This is a genomic window from Yeguia hominis, from assembly GCF_014384705.1.
GTDB lineage: Bacteria > Bacillota > Clostridia > Oscillospirales > Acutalibacteraceae > Yeguia > Yeguia hominis.
In genome coordinates this window covers 192,853-210,436 of sequence record NZ_JACRSN010000002.1, presented here as the reverse complement: position 1 = coordinate 210,436, position 17,584 = coordinate 192,853, and the positions used below count along the sequence as shown (strand labels likewise).

Here is a 17,584-nt window from a genome sequence, read left to right as displayed (position 1 = left end):
TTCTCCCGATGCGGTCCATCGTTTTCACAGGCCTTCCTTTTTTGCTGCACAGCCAATCACGCTGTCATACAGCCCCCGGCCGCACAAGCCAAGCTCCGGCTTATTCCCATTCAATCGTCGCCGGCGGCTTGCTGGTGATGTCGTACACCACGCGGTTGACGCCTTTGACCTCATTGGTGATGCGGGAGGCGATTTTCGAGAGCAGCGAATGCGGCAGTTTTGCGTATTCGCAGGTCATAAAATCATTGGTGGTCACCGCGCGCAGTGCAACCGTGTAGTCGTAGGTGCGGTCGTCTCCCATCACGCCGACCGAGCGGACATTCGTGAGCACCGCGAAATACTGGTTGACCTTCGAACGGGATTTCCCGATCTCCTCACGCACGATGGCATCGGCCTCGCGCAATAAATCGAGCTTTTCGCGCGTCAGCTCTCCGATGATCCGGATGGCAAGTCCCGGGCCGGGGAACGGCTGACGGTTGATCAGATAATTCGGCAGGCCGAGCATCTTGCCGACCCGGCGCACTTCGTCCTTAAACAGGCCGTTGAGCGGTTCCACCAGGCCTTTAAAATCCATGTTTTTCGGCAGTCCGCCGACGTTGTGGTGGCTCTTGATCGTCGCGGAGCTGTCGGTTCCGGATTCAATTACATCCGGGTAAATCGTGCCCTGCGCCAGATATTTGACGTCTGAAAAACGTTTGGCCTGCTCCTGGAACACCTCGACAAACTCCTTGCCGATGATCTTGCGTTTCTGCTCCGGCTCCGAAACGCCGCGCAGCTTTTCCAGGAACCGATCCGCCGCATTCACGCGCACAAATTCGACGTCCTTTTTCGTGAAAATCCGCTCGATCTCGTCGCCCTCATTTTTCCGCATAAACCCGTGATCGACAAAAATGCACACCAGCTGGTTCGGAATCGCCTTTGAGAGCAGCGCCGCACAGACAGAGGAATCGACCCCGCCCGAAAGCGCCAGGAGAACCTTATCCTTCCCGACCTTTTCGCGGACAGCGGCAACCTGCGTGTCGATATAGTCGTCCATGGTGTAATCTCCGCGCGCGTGGCAAACGCCGAAGAGGAAATTTTTGAGCATCTCCATGCCGTGGACAGTGTTTTCCACCTCCGGATGGAACTGGAATCCATAAAGGCCTTTTGCCGGATTGGCAACCGCTGCATTCGGGCAGGTCGCCGTGTGCGCCAGGCTCTCAAAGCCTTCCGGCAGCACGCTGACCTGATCGGTGTGGCTCATCAGCGCCACCTGCTCCGGGGAAAGACCCTCAAAGAGCACGGACGGCCGATCGATGGTCACCGGAATCCGGCCGTATTCGCTTTTTTCACAGGGATTGACGGTACCGCCGAGCAGATAATTCATCAGCTGCATGCCGTAGCAGATGCCGAGCACCGGAATTCCCATCGAAAAGAGCTCTTTGCTGCACAGCGGAGACTCCGGCGCGTAAACGCTGTTCGGCCCGCCGGTCAAGATCATGCCGATCGGGTTGATCTTCCGAATTTCCTCAAGGCTTGTCTTGTAGGGCTTGATGACGGAATAGACACCGCACTCGCGCACCCGGCGGGCAATCAGCTCTTTATACTGTCCGCCAAAATCCAGAATTAAAACGACTTCGCTGTTCATATTTCTACTTCCCCTTCAAATACCTTTTCCGCGTTGCCGGTCATGACAACGCCCTCATCGCGGTAGTTGATCGTCAGATCGCCGCCGCGCAGCATCACGCGGACGTCCTCGCCTTTCCGGCAGAATCCGTTGAGCACCGCCGCAACCACCGAAGCGCACGCGCCGGTTCCGCAGGCAAGCGTCTCTCCGCTTCCGCGCTCCCAAACGCGCATTTTCAGCGTGTGATCGTCGATCCGTTCGATAAATTCCGTGTTGACGCGCTCCGGGAAGAGCGAATCGTGTTCAAACAGCGGCCCGATCTCCGGCAAATTCAGCGCATCCACGCTGTCGCAAAAGACCACGCAGTGCGGATTTCCCATCGAAACACAGGTGATCCGATAGTCTTTGCCGCCGATGACCGCCGGCTCGTCTACGACGATTTCCTTGTCCGACCGAACCGGAATCAGTGCCGGCGTCAGCTCCGCCTTGCCCATATCGACCGTCACCCGGCTGACAAAACCGTAGGTCGTCGTGACGCGGCAGTGCTTGATGCCGCTGAGCGTTTCGATGGAAAGATCCTTTTTGCGCACCATGTTGTTGTCGTAGAGATATTTTGAGACGCAGCGGATCGCGTTTCCGCACATTTTTCCTTCGCTGCCGTCGAGGTTGAACATCCGCATCTTGGCGTCGGCAACCTCCGAGGGGCAGATCAGCACCACGCCGTCGCCGCCGACGCCGGTGTGCCGGTCGGAAAGGAAGATGGAGAGGAATTCCGGCGTCTGGATCTCCTGCTCAAAGCAGTTGATATAGATATAGTCATTCGCGCAGCCGTGCATTTTTGTAAAGCGCAGCTTTTGCTTTTCGCTCTTGAGGCTGTTGATGTTGATCAGCTCAATATTTCCCACTGTATAGCGGCTCATCAGGCTGTCCGCAAGCGCATTCGCCGTGTCGATCGAGGTCAGGCACGGAATGCCGAGCAGGCTGGCCTTGCGCCGGATCTTGACGCTGTCGCGCGCAGGATCGCGTCCCTTTGCGGAGGTCGAGATAATATAGTTGATCTTGCCGCTCTCCAGCAGCGTAATCGTGTTGAAATCGCTCTTGTGGATTTTGGAAACCAGCTCCACCGGCAGCCCGTGCTTTTGCAGCACAGCGGCCGTACCCTCTGTCGCGTAGAGCGTAAAGCCCATCTTGTGGAATTTCACGCCGATATCGGCAATCTCGAATTTATCGCTGTCGCGCACGGTGATGATGACGCCGCCGCCCTTCTGCATTTTGCATCCGGAAGCCACAAGGCCCTTGTAGAGCGCTTCCTCGAGGTTATTGCCGATGCCGAGTACCTCGCCGGTCGACTTCATTTCCGGTCCGAGCTGCGTATCGACGTCCGTCAGCTTCTCAAAGGAGAACACCGGCACCTTGACCGCCGTATACGGCGAATTGCGGTAAAGCCCGGTTCCGAATCCGAGATCGCGCAGCCGGTAGCCGAGGCTCACCTTGGTCGCGAGGTCGCACATGGGCACGCCCGTCACCTTGCTCAGATACGGCACCGTACGGGAAGCGCGGGGATTGACCTCGATGACATAAAGCGTCTTGTCCATGATGATATACTGCAGATTGATCAGGCCGACGGCGTGCAGGCCCTTGCAGAGTTTTTCGGTCGTCTCTACGATTACCGCCGCCAGATCGTCGTCGATGTCGTTCGCCGGATAGACGGCGATGCTGTCGCCGGAGTGCACGCCGGTCCGCTCAACATGCTTCATGATGCCGGGGATCAAAATATCTTCCCCGTCGCAGATGGCGTCCGCCTCAATTTCCATGCCGCTCAAATACTTGTCGATGAGCACTGGATTGTCCTGCTTGTGGCGCAGGATAATCTCCATATATTCCTCGATATCCTCGTCACAGGAGGCAATAATCATATTCTGGCCGCCGAGGACATAGGACGGGCGCATCAGAACCGGATATTCAAGTGCGCGCGCCGCTTCGAGCGCTTCCTGCGCCGTCATAATGGTATACCCCTTCGGGCGCTTGATGCCGAGCGTCTCCAGCAGCTCGTCGAAGCGTTCGCGGTCCTCTGCGGCGTCGATGCTGTCCGCGGAGGTGCCGATGATCGGAATCTGATTTTTGCTGAGCACCTTGGTCAGCTTGATGGCGGTCTGTCCGCCAAACGCGCACACCACGCCCTCCGGCTGCTCAATTTCGATAATATGCATCACGTCCTCGTCGCAAAGCGGCTCAAAATAGAGCCGGTCGGCGGTGTCGAAGTCCGTGGAAACCGTTTCCGGGTTGTTGTTGATGATAATGACCTCATAGCCGAGTTCCTGCAGCGATTTGACACAGTGAACGCTCGCATAGTCAAATTCGATGCCCTGCCCGATCCGGATCGGGCCGGATCCGAGCACCACCACGCGCGGCTTCTTGCTCTGCGCGATGAAATCCATCGCCTCGTTTTCGCCGCCCATCGCCTCGGTGTCGTAGGTCGCGTAGAAATAGGGCGTCACCGCGCTGAATTCCGCCCCGCAGGTATCGACCATTTTGTAGGTCGGCTCCAGCGAGAACACGGGCGCCGTGCCGCACAGGCGCGCAAGCGCCGCGTCGGTGTAGCCGAGCTGCTTGCCGCGGATATACGCTTCCTCTGAGAGCGGATGCCCTTCGATTTCGCGCTCATAGGCGAGCAGGTTCTGCAGCTTTTCCAAAAACCAGTTGTCGATCATCGTCGCTTCGTGGATTTCCGAAACCGAAACCCCGCGCAGGAACAGTGCATAAATGGCGAACAGGCGCTCATCCGTCGCGCCGCGCACAATCTGCCACAGCGCATCGTCCGAGATCTTCTCGAATTTCGGCACCCGGAGCGTGTCGGCGGAAATTTCCGCACCGCGCACCGCCTTCATCAGCGCCATCTCGAAGCTGTCGGCAATCGACATCACTTCCCCGGTTGCCTTCATCTGCGTGCCGAGTTCCCGCTTGGCATAAACGAACTTGTCAAACGGCCATTTGGGGAACTTGACCGCCACATAGTCGAGTGTCGGCTCAAACGCCGCATACGTTTTACCGGTCACCGCGTTGCGGATCTCGTCAAGCGTATAGCCGAGCGCGATTTTCGTCGCAACCTTTGCAATCGGATACCCCGTCGCCTTGGAGGCCAGCGCCGAAGAGCGCGACACACGGGGGTTGACTTCGATGACCGCATATTCAAACGAGGTCGGATGCAGCGCAAACTGGCAGTTGCAGCCGCCCTCCACGCCGAGTGTGTTGATAATCTTGAGCGCCGCCGTGCGGAGCATCTGATATTCCTTATCAGAGAGCGTGACCGCCGGCGCGATGACGATGCTGTCGCCCGTATGGATGCCGACCGGGTCAAAGTTCTCCATGGAGCAGACGGTGATGGTGTTGCCCGCACCGTCGCGGATTACTTCAAACTCAATTTCCTTCCACCCGGCGATGCTCTTTTCCACCAAAATCTGCGTAATCGGAGAAAGCGCAAGGCCGTTCGCTGCAACTTCGTCGAGCCGTTCTCGGTTATCGACAATTCCGCCGCCGCTGCCGCCCAGGGTAAACGCCGGTCGGATGATGACCGGATAGCCGATTTCCTCCGCGAACGCTTCCGCGTCCTCGACCGTGTTGACCACCTTCGAGGGAATGCAGGGCTGTCCGATGCTTTCCATCGTATCTTTAAAGAGCTGACGGTCCTCGGCCTTGTCGATGGTCTCCGGCGAAACGCCGAGCAGACGCACGCCGTGCTCTTTGAGGAAGCCCTCCTTGGCAAGCTGCATCGAGAGCGTCAGGCCGGTTTGTCCGCCGAAGCCGGCCAAAATGCTGTCCGGCTGCTCCTTGATGATGATGCGCTTGATGATTTCCAGATTTAACGGCTCAATATAAACCTTGTCCGCCATGGCGCTGTCGGTCATGATCGTCGCCGGGTTGGAGTTGACAAGGACGATCTCAATGCCGTCTTCACGCAGCGCGCGGCATGCCTGTGTGCCGGCATAGTCAAATTCTGCGGCCTGGCCGATGACAATCGGGCCGGAACCGATTACGAGTACTTTTTTGATTTCCTGATTCAGCGGCATGTCCGGTTCGCCTCCATTCTCTCAATAAATGCTTCAAACAGCAGTTCGGTATCCTGCGGTCCGCCGCAGGCCTCTGGATGGAACTGCACGGAAAACGCCGGATGATTCCGGTATCGGATGCCCTCGCAGGTTCCGTCGTTGACATTCCGAAACCATTCCTGCGCAAGATCCGGGTTGATGCTGCCCGAAACGACCGCATAGCCGTGGTTCTGGCTGGAAATGTAAATTCTTCCGGTCTCAAGATTTTTTACCGGCTGGTTGGCGCCGCGGTGTCCGTATTTGAGCTTGCAGGTCGTAAACCCGTTTGCCAGCGCTAAAAGCTGATGCCCGAGGCAAATGCCGAAGGTCGGCAAGTTCAGATCCAAAATTCTCCGAAGGTTTTCGATGATCTCCGTGTTGTCCGCAGGATCTCCCGGTCCGTTCGAGAGCATCACGCCGTCCGCCTGAAGCGCCGCAATGGCGTCCGCTTTCGTGTCGTGCGGACAAACCGTCACCCGGCATCCGCGGCGGATCAGCTCCCGCTTGATGTTTTCTTTCATGCCGTAATCCATCAGCGCAACATGATACCGCGCGTTTTCGGGGCCTTCGGTGTACATCTCCGGAACCGAAACCGCCGGAACCGCGTCCCGCACCCGGTAATTCCGGATTTTTTCGAGGTTGACGTCGGTCAGGCTGTAGGTAATCATGCCGTTCATGACGCCGCTCTCGCGAATCGTCTTTGTGAGCGAGCGGGTATCGATTCCGCAGAGCCCGACCACCCCGATATCTTTAAAAAAGGTGTCAAGATCACCCTCGCTGCGGAAGTTGGAGGGCGTCCGACACCAATTTTTCACAATGTAGGCACAAGGGCCAATCCGATTCCCTTCAAAATCAGCAGGAATCACGCCGTAGTTCCCGATCAGCGGGAACGTTTGGGCCACCATCTGTCCGTAATAACTTTTGTCCGTCAAGGTCTCGAGATAGCCGGTCATGCCCGTTGCGAATACGACCTCCGCAACGACCTCCCGGCGCACGCCGAACGGCGTTCCTTCAAAAATTTTTCCGTTTTCCAAAACCAGATACGCTGGCATTGCCCTCACACCTTTTCCATAAAATTCATCTGCAAAGCCTGTTTTACGCTTCTGTTTCCAGCTGTCCCTTGTCGAAAAACACGGCGTCGTCAATTCCGTAATCACCGGTAAAGCAACCCGTGCAGAACGGCATCCGGCTCTTTTCGCAGGATTTTTCAAGTCCTTCGATACTGATAAAGCCGAGCGAATCCGCGCCGATCTTCTGCCGGATCTCCTCGATGGAAATCTGATTGGCAATCAGATTTTCCTCGCTGTCGATGTCCGTCCCGAAGTGGCAGGTATGCCGGAACGGCGGGGAGGAAATCCGCATATGCACCTCTTTGGCGCCCGCGCTCTTGAGGCTCTTGATAATGAGTGCACAGGTTGTCCCGCGGACAATCGAATCGTCGATCAGCACAATCCGCTTGCCCTCGATGTTGTAGCGCAAAGGGTTGAGCTTGAGCTTGACCGCATTTTCACGCTGGGACTGCGTCGGGAAAATAAAGCTGCGGCCGATGTACCGGTTTTTCACGAATCCGGGCACAAGCGGCAGTCCGCTCTCCGCAGCGTAGCCTGCGGCCGCTTCCAGGCCGCTGTCCGGCACGCCGCACACGACATCCGCGTCGACCGGATGCTCCTTCGCAAGCTGCGCACCCATCCGGTGACGCGCTTCAAAGACGCTCAGGCCGTCGATCACAGAGTCTGTGCGCGCAAAATAGACATACTCAAAAATACACAGACCGCGCCGTTTGGAGGTCAGGCAGATCGTGCTGCTGACAATCTCGCCGTTTTCGATAATGACGACTTCACCGGGTTCGACATCGCGGACAAAGGTAAATCCGCAGCTGTCGAGCGCACAGCTCTCCGAAGCAACCGCAACGCCGAGCGCATTTCGCCCGATGCAAAGCGGCCGGAATCCGTTGGGATCCCGCACGGCGATCAGCCGGTGATCTCCGGTGAGGATAATCAGGGAAAACGCGCCGATCAGCTCCTTCGCCGCAGCGACGATGCCGTCGAACACATTCCCGGTTTTGAGGGTTTTGTAGGCAATCAGCGAAGAAATAACCTCGCTGTCGCTGGTCGCGGCAAAATCCAGGCCGCAGGTCTCAAGCTGTTCCTTGAGCGCCTTGGCGTTGACGACATTGCCGTTGTGGGCGGTCGCAATCCGCCCAGTGAGAAATTCCGTGATGATCGGCTGCACGTTATTCTGCGTGTTGGAACCCGTTGTCGAATACCGGACATGTCCGATCGCCGTACCGCTTTTGGGCAGGCGCTCCATCACCTTCGGCGTAAAGACCTCGCTGACCAGGCCGACGTCCTTGTGATACAGCAGGCTGTGCCCTCTGGATACTGCAATTCCGGCGCCTTCCTGTCCTCTGTGCTGCATCGCCAAAAGTCCGTTGTAGGTGACGCCCGCAGCCTCATCGTTTCGCAGGCTTGCGCCGAAAACCGCGCATTCTTCGTGTAACTTATCAAAATTCATAGCTTAGCCCCTAATGATCATATGTTTTTAGAACATTTTCCGCAACCGTTTTTTTCGTTGTCCGCAAATCCATTGCCTGTTTTTCAATGTACCGGTGCGCATCGCCTTCGCTCATATTGAGATATTCCATCAAAATACACTTGGCGCGTGCGACAATCCGGATTTCTTCCAGCTTGACCTGCAGTTTCCGGTTCTCTTTTTCCAGCTTTCTCCACCGGGCCTGCACCGCTTCGAGAAGCTTTACCGCCTGGTAGAACAGATGCCGGGAGACCGGTTTTGCTACCGTCAGTACGCCATCATCCCCCACACGATGGCAAATTTCATCGAACAATTCGTTTTTTACAATCAAAATGACGCCGGACGCGCCGTCCTCCGCCACCCGGATTGCAAGCTCGTGGCCAAACTCGTCGGAAAGCGGCGCGTTGATCACCACAAGCTCATACGTCTCGGAAATCAGCATCCGCCTAGCTTCCGTTCCGCTTTTTGCCACTGCAACGGCATCATAGGCGCGCGGGTTCAGCAGTTCTGAGATGTAGGCGGCGCCTTTCTCCGCGCTCGAAACAATCAAAACATGTTGGGGCGGTTTTTCGCAAAGCATCTGCGCCCCTCCTCTTACCGCTGCGAATCTGTCTGGCGCTCCACATATGCACAGAGCAGCCGCTCCGGAAGATGTTCCCGGATAAACGGGCTGTCCAAAGCAAGCGCAATGGCATCCTCAAAATGCTCCGGCAGCTGCCGCAATGCCTTGAGCTGTTCCCGGTCGAGGCTCAAAAGGCCCTGGTCAAAGGCTTCCGGCGCCGAAAGCCCCCGCTTGACGCCGTCCAGCCCTGCATAAAGAAGCAAGGTGTAGACAAGGTACGGATTCGCGGTAGAATCCGGCGAACGCAGTTCAATCCACTGTGTGCCGTCCGCGTCGATGGTCTTGCGCATCAGCTGCTGACGGCTGTTGTGCGTCCACGTGACATACCGCAGCGTTTTAAACCCGCCCAAGCGCTCATAGGACGCGACCGACGGATTGCAAAACGCGGTAATTTCCTCTATATGCTCCAAAATCCCCGCAAGAAAAGCGTCGGCGCAAGAGCCGCCCGTGCCGCCAGTCGGGGATAATCGGATTAAAAAGCTGCTGCCGTTCTGATCGCGGATCGGCTTGGGGCTGAACGTCGCAAAGAGCCCGCTGCGCGCCGCCGCTGTCCGCACGACAAATTTCAGCGTCGTCACATCATCCGCTGAGCGCAGCGCGTTGTTGTCCTGGAACTGAATTTCGTTCTGACCCGGACCGTGCTTGTGCAGCGAACGCAGCGGCACAATGCCCATTTCCTCCAGCGTCAGGCAGATATCCCGGCGGACATTTTCACCTTTGTCCTCCGGTGCAATTCCCATATAGCCCGCCCGATCGAACGGAATCCCGGTTGAATTGCCGCTGTCATCCGCCTGGAAAAGGTAAAACTCGCAGCCCGCACTGAAGCGGCACGAGACGCCGGCTTCCCGCATCGCGCGCATTGCTTTTTTCAGCAGATAGCGCCCGTCCAACTCAAGCGGCGAACCGTCCCGGTACTTGACGTCGCAGAAAAAACGCACGACCCGTCCGTGAGACGGCCTCCAGGGCAGAAGCGATAGGGTCGACGGATCCGGAAACAGCAGCACATCGCCGCTTTCCTCGTCGCCGAAGCCACGCACCGCAGAGGCATCTACCGGGACGCCCGTGCGAAACGCGTGCTCCAGTTCTACCGGCATAATCGAAAGATTTTTCTGGACGCCGAACACGTCGCAGAAGGAGAGACGGATGAATTTCACGTCATTGTCTGTGATATATTCCACCACATCGGACTCTGTGTACAGCATTTCGTTCCCCCTTTTTTGTCTCCTGTAAAACTACGTTTGGTTAAATCTTTTGCAGCGCGCTTCTTTGCGCACTGCCGGAACGCGCCCTTGAAATTGCCGCAGTGCACCGCAAAAGCCAAAGCTGCCCGCATGCACCCTGCCGCAAATTCTCCGAACGCCGTTTCCGCGTGCTATCTGCAATCTGAAAGCAGCGGAACCCAATCGGTCCTTCCGCGCCACCGCTCACGCAAGCGCCGCTGCCGCCAACAGAACGGCAGGCACATCGTGTCCGCGCAAGTCCAGTGCGCCACGGAATGGCAGATGCGCCCTCCCGCGTCCACTGCACCACGGAACGGAGAAAACTCCCGGCGCGGTGAAACACACTCCGTGTGCGCGATGAAAGACACTTCGTGTCCGCGGAACGGAACAAGCGCCCTTCCGCGTCCACTGCACCACGGAACGGAGAAAATCTCCGGCGCGATGAGAGACACTACGTGTCCGCGGTGAAACACACTCCGTGTGCGTGATGAAAGACACTTCGTGTCTGCGGAACGGAACAAGCGCTCTCCCGCGTCCACTGCACCACGGAACGGAGAAAACTCCCGGCGCGATGAAACACGCTTCGCGTGCGCGTCCACTGCACTACAGAACAGAGAAAATCTCCGGCGCGGTGAAACACACTCCGCGTGCGCGATGAAAGACACTTCGTGCCCGCGGAACGGAACAAGCGCCCTCTCGCGTCCAGCGCGCTACAGAACGGAGAAAACCTCCGGCGCGATGAAACACGCTTCGCGTGCGCGTCCACTGCACTACAGAACAGAGAAAATCTCCGGCGCGATGGGACACACTCCGTGTGCGCGATGAAAGACACTTCGTGCCCGCGGAACGGAACAAGCGCCCTCTCGCGTCCACTGCACCACGGAACGGAGAAAACCTCCGGCGCGATGGGACACACTCCGTGTGTGCGTCCACTGCACCACGGAACGGAGAAAATCTCCGGCGCGATGAAACACACTTCGCGTGCGCGATGAAAGACACTTCGTGTCCGCGGAACGGAACAAGCGCCCTCCCGCGTCCAGCGCGCTACAGAACGGAGAAAACCTCCGGCGCGATGAAAGACACTACGTGTCCGCGTCTATTATACAACGTTTAGCTGTAAACATAAAGCTGTTTGTACGGATTTTTTGTATTTGGCCTTAATACATAAAATTTGCTGTTCAGAATCTGATTTTTCTCAACATCAAATTTCTCGCAAAAGGCGTCCAGCTGCGCTGCGATGTCCTTTAAATCCTCCGGCGTGGCTGGTGCAGCCGAAACCTGCGCGGGCAGATCCACCGGAAGCGTTTCCGTGCGCAGATAGATTTTCCCGCCGTGCATTCCGGTGCCGCAGAAATTGCCGACAACCGGCTGCCCTTCATAGCCAAGACCCAGCACGATGATGACACCGCCGGCCTGATACTCTCCGAGAAAACTCCCGCAGCGTCCGCCGACAACCAGCGCCGGAACCTTTTCTTTGTATTCCTTCATGTGGATCCCGGCGCGGTAACCCGCATCTCCGCGCACATAAATCGCGCCGCCACGCATCGCATAGCCCGCAGCGTCTCCGGTATTTCCGTAAATCGTAATGCTGCCGCTGTTCATCGTGTCGCCGGTCGCATCCTGCGCGTTTCCGTACAGGATCAGATCCGCGCCGTTCAGATATGCCCCCAGCGCGTTCCCGGGTGTTCCGCGCAGCGCAAGCACACCCGATTCTGCGCCGCAGCCAAGATACCGTTCTCCCAAGCAGCGTTGTTCTGTCATTGCAAGTCACCTTCCCGTTTCCGTTATTTTGCCATCATCTCGGTGCGCGCAGCCTTTGTAAAGGCCATCAGCTGCGGCTTTTCCATCACAAGTTCAAAGTCAATCGTGTCAAGCGGCGTCTGGTTGCGGATGAGCGAGGTATAAATGCCCGCACGCGCAACGTCTCCGATCAGAATAAAGCCCATCAGCCGGTTATCCCTGCAGAAAAGCGCCTTGTAGCTGCCGCTGTCCCGGACAATATGCGCTTCGCCTTCATAGGCGCCCGCCGTAATCATGTGCAGTCCCAAGAAACCGATGGCATTCATCGGAATGGCCGTGTCATAAGCCGAATCTGTGCCGGCCATGTTGACGCCGGCACACCGGCCCTGCATGTATGCGTTCGGAAGCAGCGCGAGAACCCGGTTCTGCCCGGTAGTCAGATCGTAGCATTCGCTGCAGTCGCCAGCCGCATAAACATCCGGAAGCGTCGTCGCACAGTGCAAATCTGTTGCGATTCCGCGCCGAACCTCGCCGCCGGCCTCTTTGACAAGCTCCGTGTTCGGCCGGACGCCGACCGCAACGACAAGCACATCAAACTCCACGGTTTTCCCGCTTTTCAGATATGCAGTCGTGCCGTCAAAGCGCTGCACGCTGTCGCTGAGCAGGAAGGAAAGCCCCAGGCTTTCCAGGTGCGCCTGCACCATCGCCGAGCCCTCTTCATTCAGAATACTCGGCAGCACCCGGTTCGCAAGATCGACAACGGTAATGGAACCGACCCGGTTTAAGATTCCTTCCGCGCATTTAAGCCCGATCAGACCCGCGCCGACAATCAGGACGCGCTTGTCTTTGCCGAGCGCCTGCTCGAGCTTTTTAGCATCGTCAAGCGACAGAAACGTAAACTTCTCCGGCACCGTGTCAAGCCCTTCCATCGGCGGAACAAACGGCCTGGAACCGGTCGCGACGAGCAGCTTATCATAGGGCAGCACTTCCCCGCTTTCAAGCGCCACGCGCTTTTCCTGCGCGTCGATCGCCTGTACGGTTTTGCCCAGCAGAACCTTGCAGCCGTTCGTCTCGTAGAAATTATCCGGCCGGTATTTCATGCGCTGCAGATCGGTTTTTCCCAGCAGCAAATAGGAAATCAGCGGCCTGGAATAGGTATGGTACGGCTCCGAAGAAACAACGGTGATTTCCCCGTCCGGATCGACGCTCCGGATGCCTTCGATGCAGCCGACAGCGGCTGCGGAATTTCCAATCATCACGTATTTCATCCTTCATCCCGCTCCTCAAACACAATCGCTTTGTTGGGACATCCCTGCACACAGGCCGGGGTGCCGTTTGCATTTTCCACACACAGTTCGCATTTCTGCATCGCGCCGTCCTTGGAGGGCATAATGGCCCCGAACGGACAGACGAGTACGCAGGTATAGCACCCGACGCACTTTTGCCGGTCAATCCGGATCATGCCGTCCTTGCGGGTCAGCGCGCCGGAAATGCAGCTTTTGACACAGAGCGGATCTTTGCAGTGCCGACAGGAAACCGCAAAGCTGATGTTGTCGTGCTCTTCGATGCGGATGCGGGGATTGATGACCACGTCCTTGAGCACTTTTGCCATGTTATCGCTGTGCGAATTGGCAAAGGCGCAGTAATATTCGCACAGATGGCAGCCGAGGCACCATTTTTCATCTACATAGATTTTTTTCACGTTTCAGACGCTTCCTTCCTTTCCGGCCCGGCGTTTTTTCCGGCCGGCTCTCAAATTTCTTCGTCCGAACCCGGAAACGGCGGCTGCCCCGGCCGCTGTCTTGAGAGGTTACAGGACGATAATCGCGTCGCGCTCTGCGCCAACGGAGATATATTTCACCGGGCACTCTACCGCCTTTTCGAGGAAGCGGACATACTCCACCGCCTCTTTCGGCAGCTCTTCCAGAGTCTTGCAGCCCGAAATATCGCAGTTCCAGCCTTTTAAGGTTACATAATTCGGTTTTGCAATCGTCAGATCGCGTCCGTAGGGGAACTCTGTCACGGTCTTGCCGTCCACATCATAGCTCACGCAAACCGGAATTTCCTTGAGATACGAGAGCACGTCGAGCTTTGTAACGGCAAGCTCTGTTGCGCCCTGTACCCGCACGCCGTATTTGGATGCGACGACATCAAAGCCGCCGACCCGGCGCGGACGTCCCGTTGCAGCGCCGTATTCTCCGCCGGCCTGCCGCAGCGCTTCCGCTTCTTCGCCGAACATCTCCGCAGTGAACGGGCCTTCGCCGACACAGGTGGAGTATGCCTTCATGATGCCGACCGTCTTATCGAGCTGGCGGCCCGGAATTCCCGCGCCGATCGGCGCATAAGACGCGATCGTGTAAGACGAGGAGGTATACGGATAGATGCCGAAATCGATATCCCGCAGTGCGCCGAGCTGTGCTTCGAACATCACGCGCTTGCCGTTTTTGAGCGCTTCCGTCAGAAAGGTGCCGGCGTTGCAGACGTAGGGCATCAGCGGTTCTCCATAGGTCTTGAGCCAATCCATGATCTTCTCAACCGTGCAGCCTTCTGCGTGGTAGACCTCTGTGAGGGTCAGGTTTTTCCAATCGAGAATGCTGGGCAGCCGCTCGCGCAGGGCTTCCGGCTGGAACAGATCGCCCATACGCAGCGCTTTTTTGAGGTATTTGTCGCCGTATACCGGCGCAATGCCGCGGCGGGTGGAACCGAATTTGGCGTCGCCGAGACGTTCTTCTTCGAGGCAGTCCTGCATGACATGATAGGGCATGCAAATCACTGCGCGTTCGCTGATTTTGAGGTTTTCCGGAGAAATCACAATTCCCTTTTCGCGAAGGCGGCCGATCTCCTTGCACAAATGCTCGATGTCGATGACCATTCCGCAGCCCATGACGTTCGTGATTTCCGGACGCAGGATACCGGAGGGCAGAAGGTTCAAAATGAACTCTCCCCGGTCGTTGATGACCGTATGCCCGGCGTTATTGCCGCCCTGATAGCGTACGACAATATCCTGTTCCTCGGAAAGCAGGTCGACCATCCGGCCCTTGCCTTCGTCGCCCCAATTGATTCCTACAACCGCTGTTAGCATTTCAAAATCCCCCTGTTTCATAAATTTGAAATGGTTGTTAGACCGTTTTATTATTCACCGGCATGTTTGATGCCGAGAATCCGCAATTCTGTTTCGTTCAGCCCGACCCCGCGCAGCATCAGGCGGTTGCCCTTGAGCGCTTCGATGGAGTTGATCCCCATGCCGCCGAGCATTTCCTTGATCTCATGGTTCCAGGCGGTAATCAGATTGATCAGCCGCTCACTGCCCACGTTCGGGTTGAGACGCTTGACCAGTTCCGGCCGCTGGGTCGCAATGCCCCAGTTGCACTTGCCGCTGTGGCAGCTTCTGCAAAGATGGCACCCAAGCGCCAGCAGCGCGCCGGTCGCGATATACACCGCGTCTGCCCCCAGCGCGATGGCCTTCACAACATCGGAGCTGCTCCGGATGGATCCGCCCGCAACCAGCGACACCCGACTGCGGATGCCCTCATCGCGCAGACGCTGGTCCACGCTTGCAAGCGCGAGCTCGATCGGAATCCCTACATGATCCCGAATCCGGGCAGGAGCAGCCCCCGTGCCGCCCCGGAACCCGTCGATGGCGATGATATCCGCCCCGCTTCTCGCGATGCCCGAGGCAATCGCCGCAACGTTATGGACTGCCGCTATCTTTACTATAACAGGTTTTTTGTAATTTGTCGCCTCTTTTAGCGAAAGAACTAACTGACGAAGATCTTCAATCGAATAAATATCGTGATGCGGCGCCGGAGAAATGGCGTCGGAGCCTTCCGGAATCATCCGCGTTTTGGAGACATCCCCGACGATCTTGGCGCCCGGCAAATGTCCGCCGATGCCCGGTTTTGCACCTTGTCCCATCTTGATTTCGATGGCGGCCCCGGCGTTGAGGTATCCTTCATGTACGCCGAAACGGCCGGACGCAACCTGGACAATGGTATTCTTTCCATATTGATAAAAATCTTCGTGCAGGCCGCCCTCGCCGGTGTTGTAATAGGTGCCGAGAGCCTGTGCCGCACGCGCCAGACTCTCGTGCGCATTGTAGCTGATGGAGCCGTAGGACATCGCCGAGAACATGATCGGCACCGAAAGCGCAAGCTGCGGTTTTAAGTTGTTGACAATCTTGCCGTCCGCGTCGCGCTCGATGTCTTCCGGCTTTGCGCCGAGGAAGGTTTTCGTCTCCATCGGTTCCCGCAGCGGGTCGATCGAGGGGTTTGTCACCTGAGAGGCATTGATGAGAATCTTGTCCCAGTAAACCGGCAGCGGATTCGGATTTCCCATGGAAGAAAGCAGCACGCCGCCGCTTCCGGCTTGACGGTAGACATCGGTGATGGTCTGGCTCGTCCAGTTTGCATTTTCTTTAAATGTATGGTCGCTCTTGACGATTTTCAGCGCGCGCGTCGGACAGAGCGAGACGCAGCGGTGACAGCAGACGCATTTCGATTCGTCCGAAAGCATGCGTCCCAGTTCGGAATCATAGTGATGGACTTCGTTCGCACATTGCCGCTCACAGGCGCGGCAGGCAATACAGCGGTCCGGATTGCGGACGACCTCGTATTCCGGATATAAAAAGTTGATCGGCATTATGCTTGCCCCCTATCTAACGTATAAATGACCGGCTCTCCGCCGCCGGGCGCCCAGATCTTATCGAGATCCGGCTCAATGATTCGGATGGCGGATTCCTCACTCGCGATATAGACCATATCGTCCTTTTCCCCGACCACCATGCTGCGCAGCTTGAGGCGGTCGTTGAGCGCCATAATGCCGCCGGTAAATCCGAAAAGGATCGAAAACGGCCCGGTAATCAGCATGCCGGAAAACGCATTGCGCAGATACGTCAGGCGTTCGCGTTCCTCCGGATCCTTTTTGCCGATCGTGGACCAGAACGGCGCCGCAATGACATTCGACGCTTCTTTTAAGGAAAGGCCCTTGCGGCGGATCAGGTAGTCCATCATATAGGTAATGACTTCGGTATCCGTCAGAAGCGTACACTGATAGCCGTACATCTCAATCACCCGGCGGTTTGCATCGTAAGAAGAGATCTCGCCGTTGTGGACGATCGAAAAATCGAGGAGCGCAAACGGATGCGCGCCGCCCCACCAGCCGGGCGTGTTTGTCGGATAGCGCCCGTGCGCCGTCCAGCAGTATCCCGCATATTCTTCCAGCCGGTAAAATTCGCCGACATCCTCCGGATAGCCGACCGCCTTAAAGACGCCCATGTTTTTTCCGCTGGAGAAAATGTACGCGCCGTCAATGTGCGTATTGACCTTAATGACGCTGCGCGCGACAAATTCGTCGGGATCGAGCTGGCTTTCGGCGAGTTTCGTCGGCAAGGGATTGACAAAGTACCGCCAGATCAGCGGCTCGTCGGTAATCTTCGGCGTCTTTCGCGTGGGAATCTTGGAAAGGTTTACCACGTCGAAATGCCGCTCCAAAAACTGTTCGCATTCTTCTTTGGCTTTCGGGTGATCATAAAATACATGAAACGCATAGAGATCTTTATATTCGGGATAGATTCCGTAGCCTGCAAATCCGCCGCCAAGGCCGTTGGAGCGCTCATGCATCAGCGCAATGGAATCGACGATCTTCTCTCCGCCGATCCGTTTTCCGCTTCTTGAAAATATGCCTGATATCGCACAGCCCGCCGGTATCCTGTTCCCTCCAAAGCCTTCTTTTAACATCGTGCCCATCCTTTCTATTTCACAAAACAAAAAGGCGTCTGACC

Annotated in this window: 12 protein-coding genes; all 12 read right to left on the bottom strand. The window is 56.9% G+C overall.

What is annotated here, in order from left to right; all coding sequences use genetic code 11:
* Window positions 1-100: 100 nt before the first annotated feature.
* The 12 genes from guaA to IAG03_RS02260 all read right to left on the bottom strand — a co-directional run bounded on the left by guaA (window position 101) and on the right by IAG03_RS02260 (window position 17,540).
* Window positions 101-1,627 (bottom strand): glutamine-hydrolyzing GMP synthase, encoded by a 1,527-nt coding sequence (gene guaA, locus IAG03_RS02315; RefSeq protein ID WP_249318103.1) that lies wholly within the window; start codon window positions 1,625-1,627, stop codon window positions 101-103.
* Window positions 1,624-5,673, bottom strand: a complete 4,050-nt coding sequence (carB, locus tag IAG03_RS02310; protein ID WP_249318102.1) for a carbamoyl-phosphate synthase large subunit — start codon at window positions 5,671-5,673, stop codon at window positions 1,624-1,626. Before carB ends, guaA begins: the two co-directional genes overlap by 4 nt.
* The gene (locus tag IAG03_RS02305; protein ID WP_249318101.1) at window positions 5,664-6,743 is read right to left on the bottom strand and encodes a carbamoyl phosphate synthase small subunit; all 1,080 of its coding nucleotides are present in this window, start codon (window positions 6,741-6,743) and stop codon (window positions 5,664-5,666) included. The genes carB and IAG03_RS02305 overlap by 10 nt, the downstream gene beginning before the upstream one ends.
* Window positions 6,744-6,786: 43 nt before the next feature.
* Window positions 6,787-8,205, bottom strand: coding sequence for an amidophosphoribosyltransferase (gene purF, locus IAG03_RS02300; protein WP_249318099.1), 1,419 nt, complete (start codon window positions 8,203-8,205; stop codon window positions 6,787-6,789).
* 10 nt (window positions 8,206-8,215) lie between these two features.
* A complete protein-coding gene (locus tag IAG03_RS02295; RefSeq protein ID WP_249318097.1) occupies window positions 8,216-8,803 on the bottom strand; it encodes an ANTAR domain-containing response regulator in 588 nt (195 codons plus the stop codon).
* A 14-nt stretch (window positions 8,804-8,817) separates the two neighbouring features.
* A complete protein-coding gene (locus IAG03_RS02290; RefSeq protein WP_249318095.1) occupies window positions 8,818-10,047 on the bottom strand; it encodes a glutamine synthetase family protein in 1,230 nt (409 codons plus the stop codon).
* Window positions 10,048-11,175: 1,128 nt separating this feature from the next.
* On the bottom strand, window positions 11,176-11,826 hold the full coding sequence (locus IAG03_RS02285; RefSeq protein WP_249318094.1) for a GltB/FmdC/FwdC-like GXGXG domain-containing protein: 651 nt from the start codon (window positions 11,824-11,826) through the stop codon (window positions 11,176-11,178).
* Between the two features lie 23 nt (window positions 11,827-11,849).
* Complete coding sequence (locus IAG03_RS02280) at window positions 11,850-13,073, bottom strand: NAD(P)/FAD-dependent oxidoreductase (protein ID WP_249318093.1); 1,224 nt, start codon at window positions 13,071-13,073, stop codon at window positions 11,850-11,852.
* Window positions 13,070-13,507, bottom strand: a complete 438-nt coding sequence (locus IAG03_RS02275; protein WP_249318091.1) for a 4Fe-4S dicluster domain-containing protein — start codon at window positions 13,505-13,507, stop codon at window positions 13,070-13,072. Before IAG03_RS02275 ends, IAG03_RS02280 begins: the two co-directional genes overlap by 4 nt.
* Window positions 13,508-13,615: 108 nt before the next feature.
* Window positions 13,616-14,887, bottom strand: a complete 1,272-nt coding sequence (locus IAG03_RS02270; protein WP_249318090.1) for an adenylosuccinate synthase — start codon at window positions 14,885-14,887, stop codon at window positions 13,616-13,618.
* Between the two features lie 50 nt (window positions 14,888-14,937).
* Window positions 14,938-16,443 carry a glutamate synthase-related protein gene (locus tag IAG03_RS02265; RefSeq protein WP_249318089.1) on the bottom strand — a complete coding sequence of 502 codons (1,506 nt, stop codon included), beginning with the start codon at window positions 16,441-16,443 and terminating at the stop codon, window positions 14,938-14,940.
* The gene (locus IAG03_RS02260; protein ID WP_249318088.1) at window positions 16,443-17,540 is read right to left on the bottom strand and encodes a class II glutamine amidotransferase; all 1,098 of its coding nucleotides are present in this window, start codon (window positions 17,538-17,540) and stop codon (window positions 16,443-16,445) included. The genes IAG03_RS02265 and IAG03_RS02260 overlap by 1 nt, the downstream gene beginning before the upstream one ends.
* Window positions 17,541-17,584: the final 44 nt, after the last annotated feature.

What these genes read in the sequence shown, in the direction of transcription:
- IAG03_RS02270 (WP_249318090.1), bottom strand. Translation starts at nt 14,887, where the DNA reads ATGCTAACAGCGGTTGTAGGAATCAATTGGGGCGACGAAGGCAAGGGC.
- IAG03_RS02305 (WP_249318101.1), bottom strand. Translation starts at nt 6,743, where the DNA reads ATGCCAGCGTATCTGGTTTTGGAAAACGGAAAAATTTTTGAAGGAACG.
- IAG03_RS02295 (WP_249318097.1), bottom strand. Translation starts at nt 8,803, where the DNA reads ATGCTTTGCGAAAAACCGCCCCAACATGTTTTGATTGTTTCGAGCGCG.
- guaA (WP_249318103.1), bottom strand. Translation starts at nt 1,627, where the DNA reads ATGAACAGCGAAGTCGTTTTAATTCTGGATTTTGGCGGACAGTATAAA.
- IAG03_RS02265 (WP_249318089.1), bottom strand. Translation starts at nt 16,443, where the DNA reads ATGCCGATCAACTTTTTATATCCGGAATACGAGGTCGTCCGCAATCCG.
- purF (WP_249318099.1), bottom strand. Translation starts at nt 8,205, where the DNA reads ATGAATTTTGATAAGTTACACGAAGAATGCGCGGTTTTCGGCGCAAGC.
- carB (WP_249318102.1), bottom strand. Translation starts at nt 5,673, where the DNA reads ATGCCGCTGAATCAGGAAATCAAAAAAGTACTCGTAATCGGTTCCGGC.
- IAG03_RS02280 (WP_249318093.1), bottom strand. Translation starts at nt 13,073, where the DNA reads ATGAAATACGTGATGATTGGAAATTCCGCAGCCGCTGTCGGCTGCATC.
- IAG03_RS02285 (WP_249318094.1), bottom strand. Translation starts at nt 11,826, where the DNA reads ATGACAGAACAACGCTGCTTGGGAGAACGGTATCTTGGCTGCGGCGCA.
- IAG03_RS02260 (WP_249318088.1), bottom strand. Translation starts at nt 17,540, where the DNA reads ATGTTAAAAGAAGGCTTTGGAGGGAACAGGATACCGGCGGGCTGTGCG.
- IAG03_RS02290 (WP_249318095.1), bottom strand. Translation starts at nt 10,047, where the DNA reads ATGCTGTACACAGAGTCCGATGTGGTGGAATATATCACAGACAATGAC.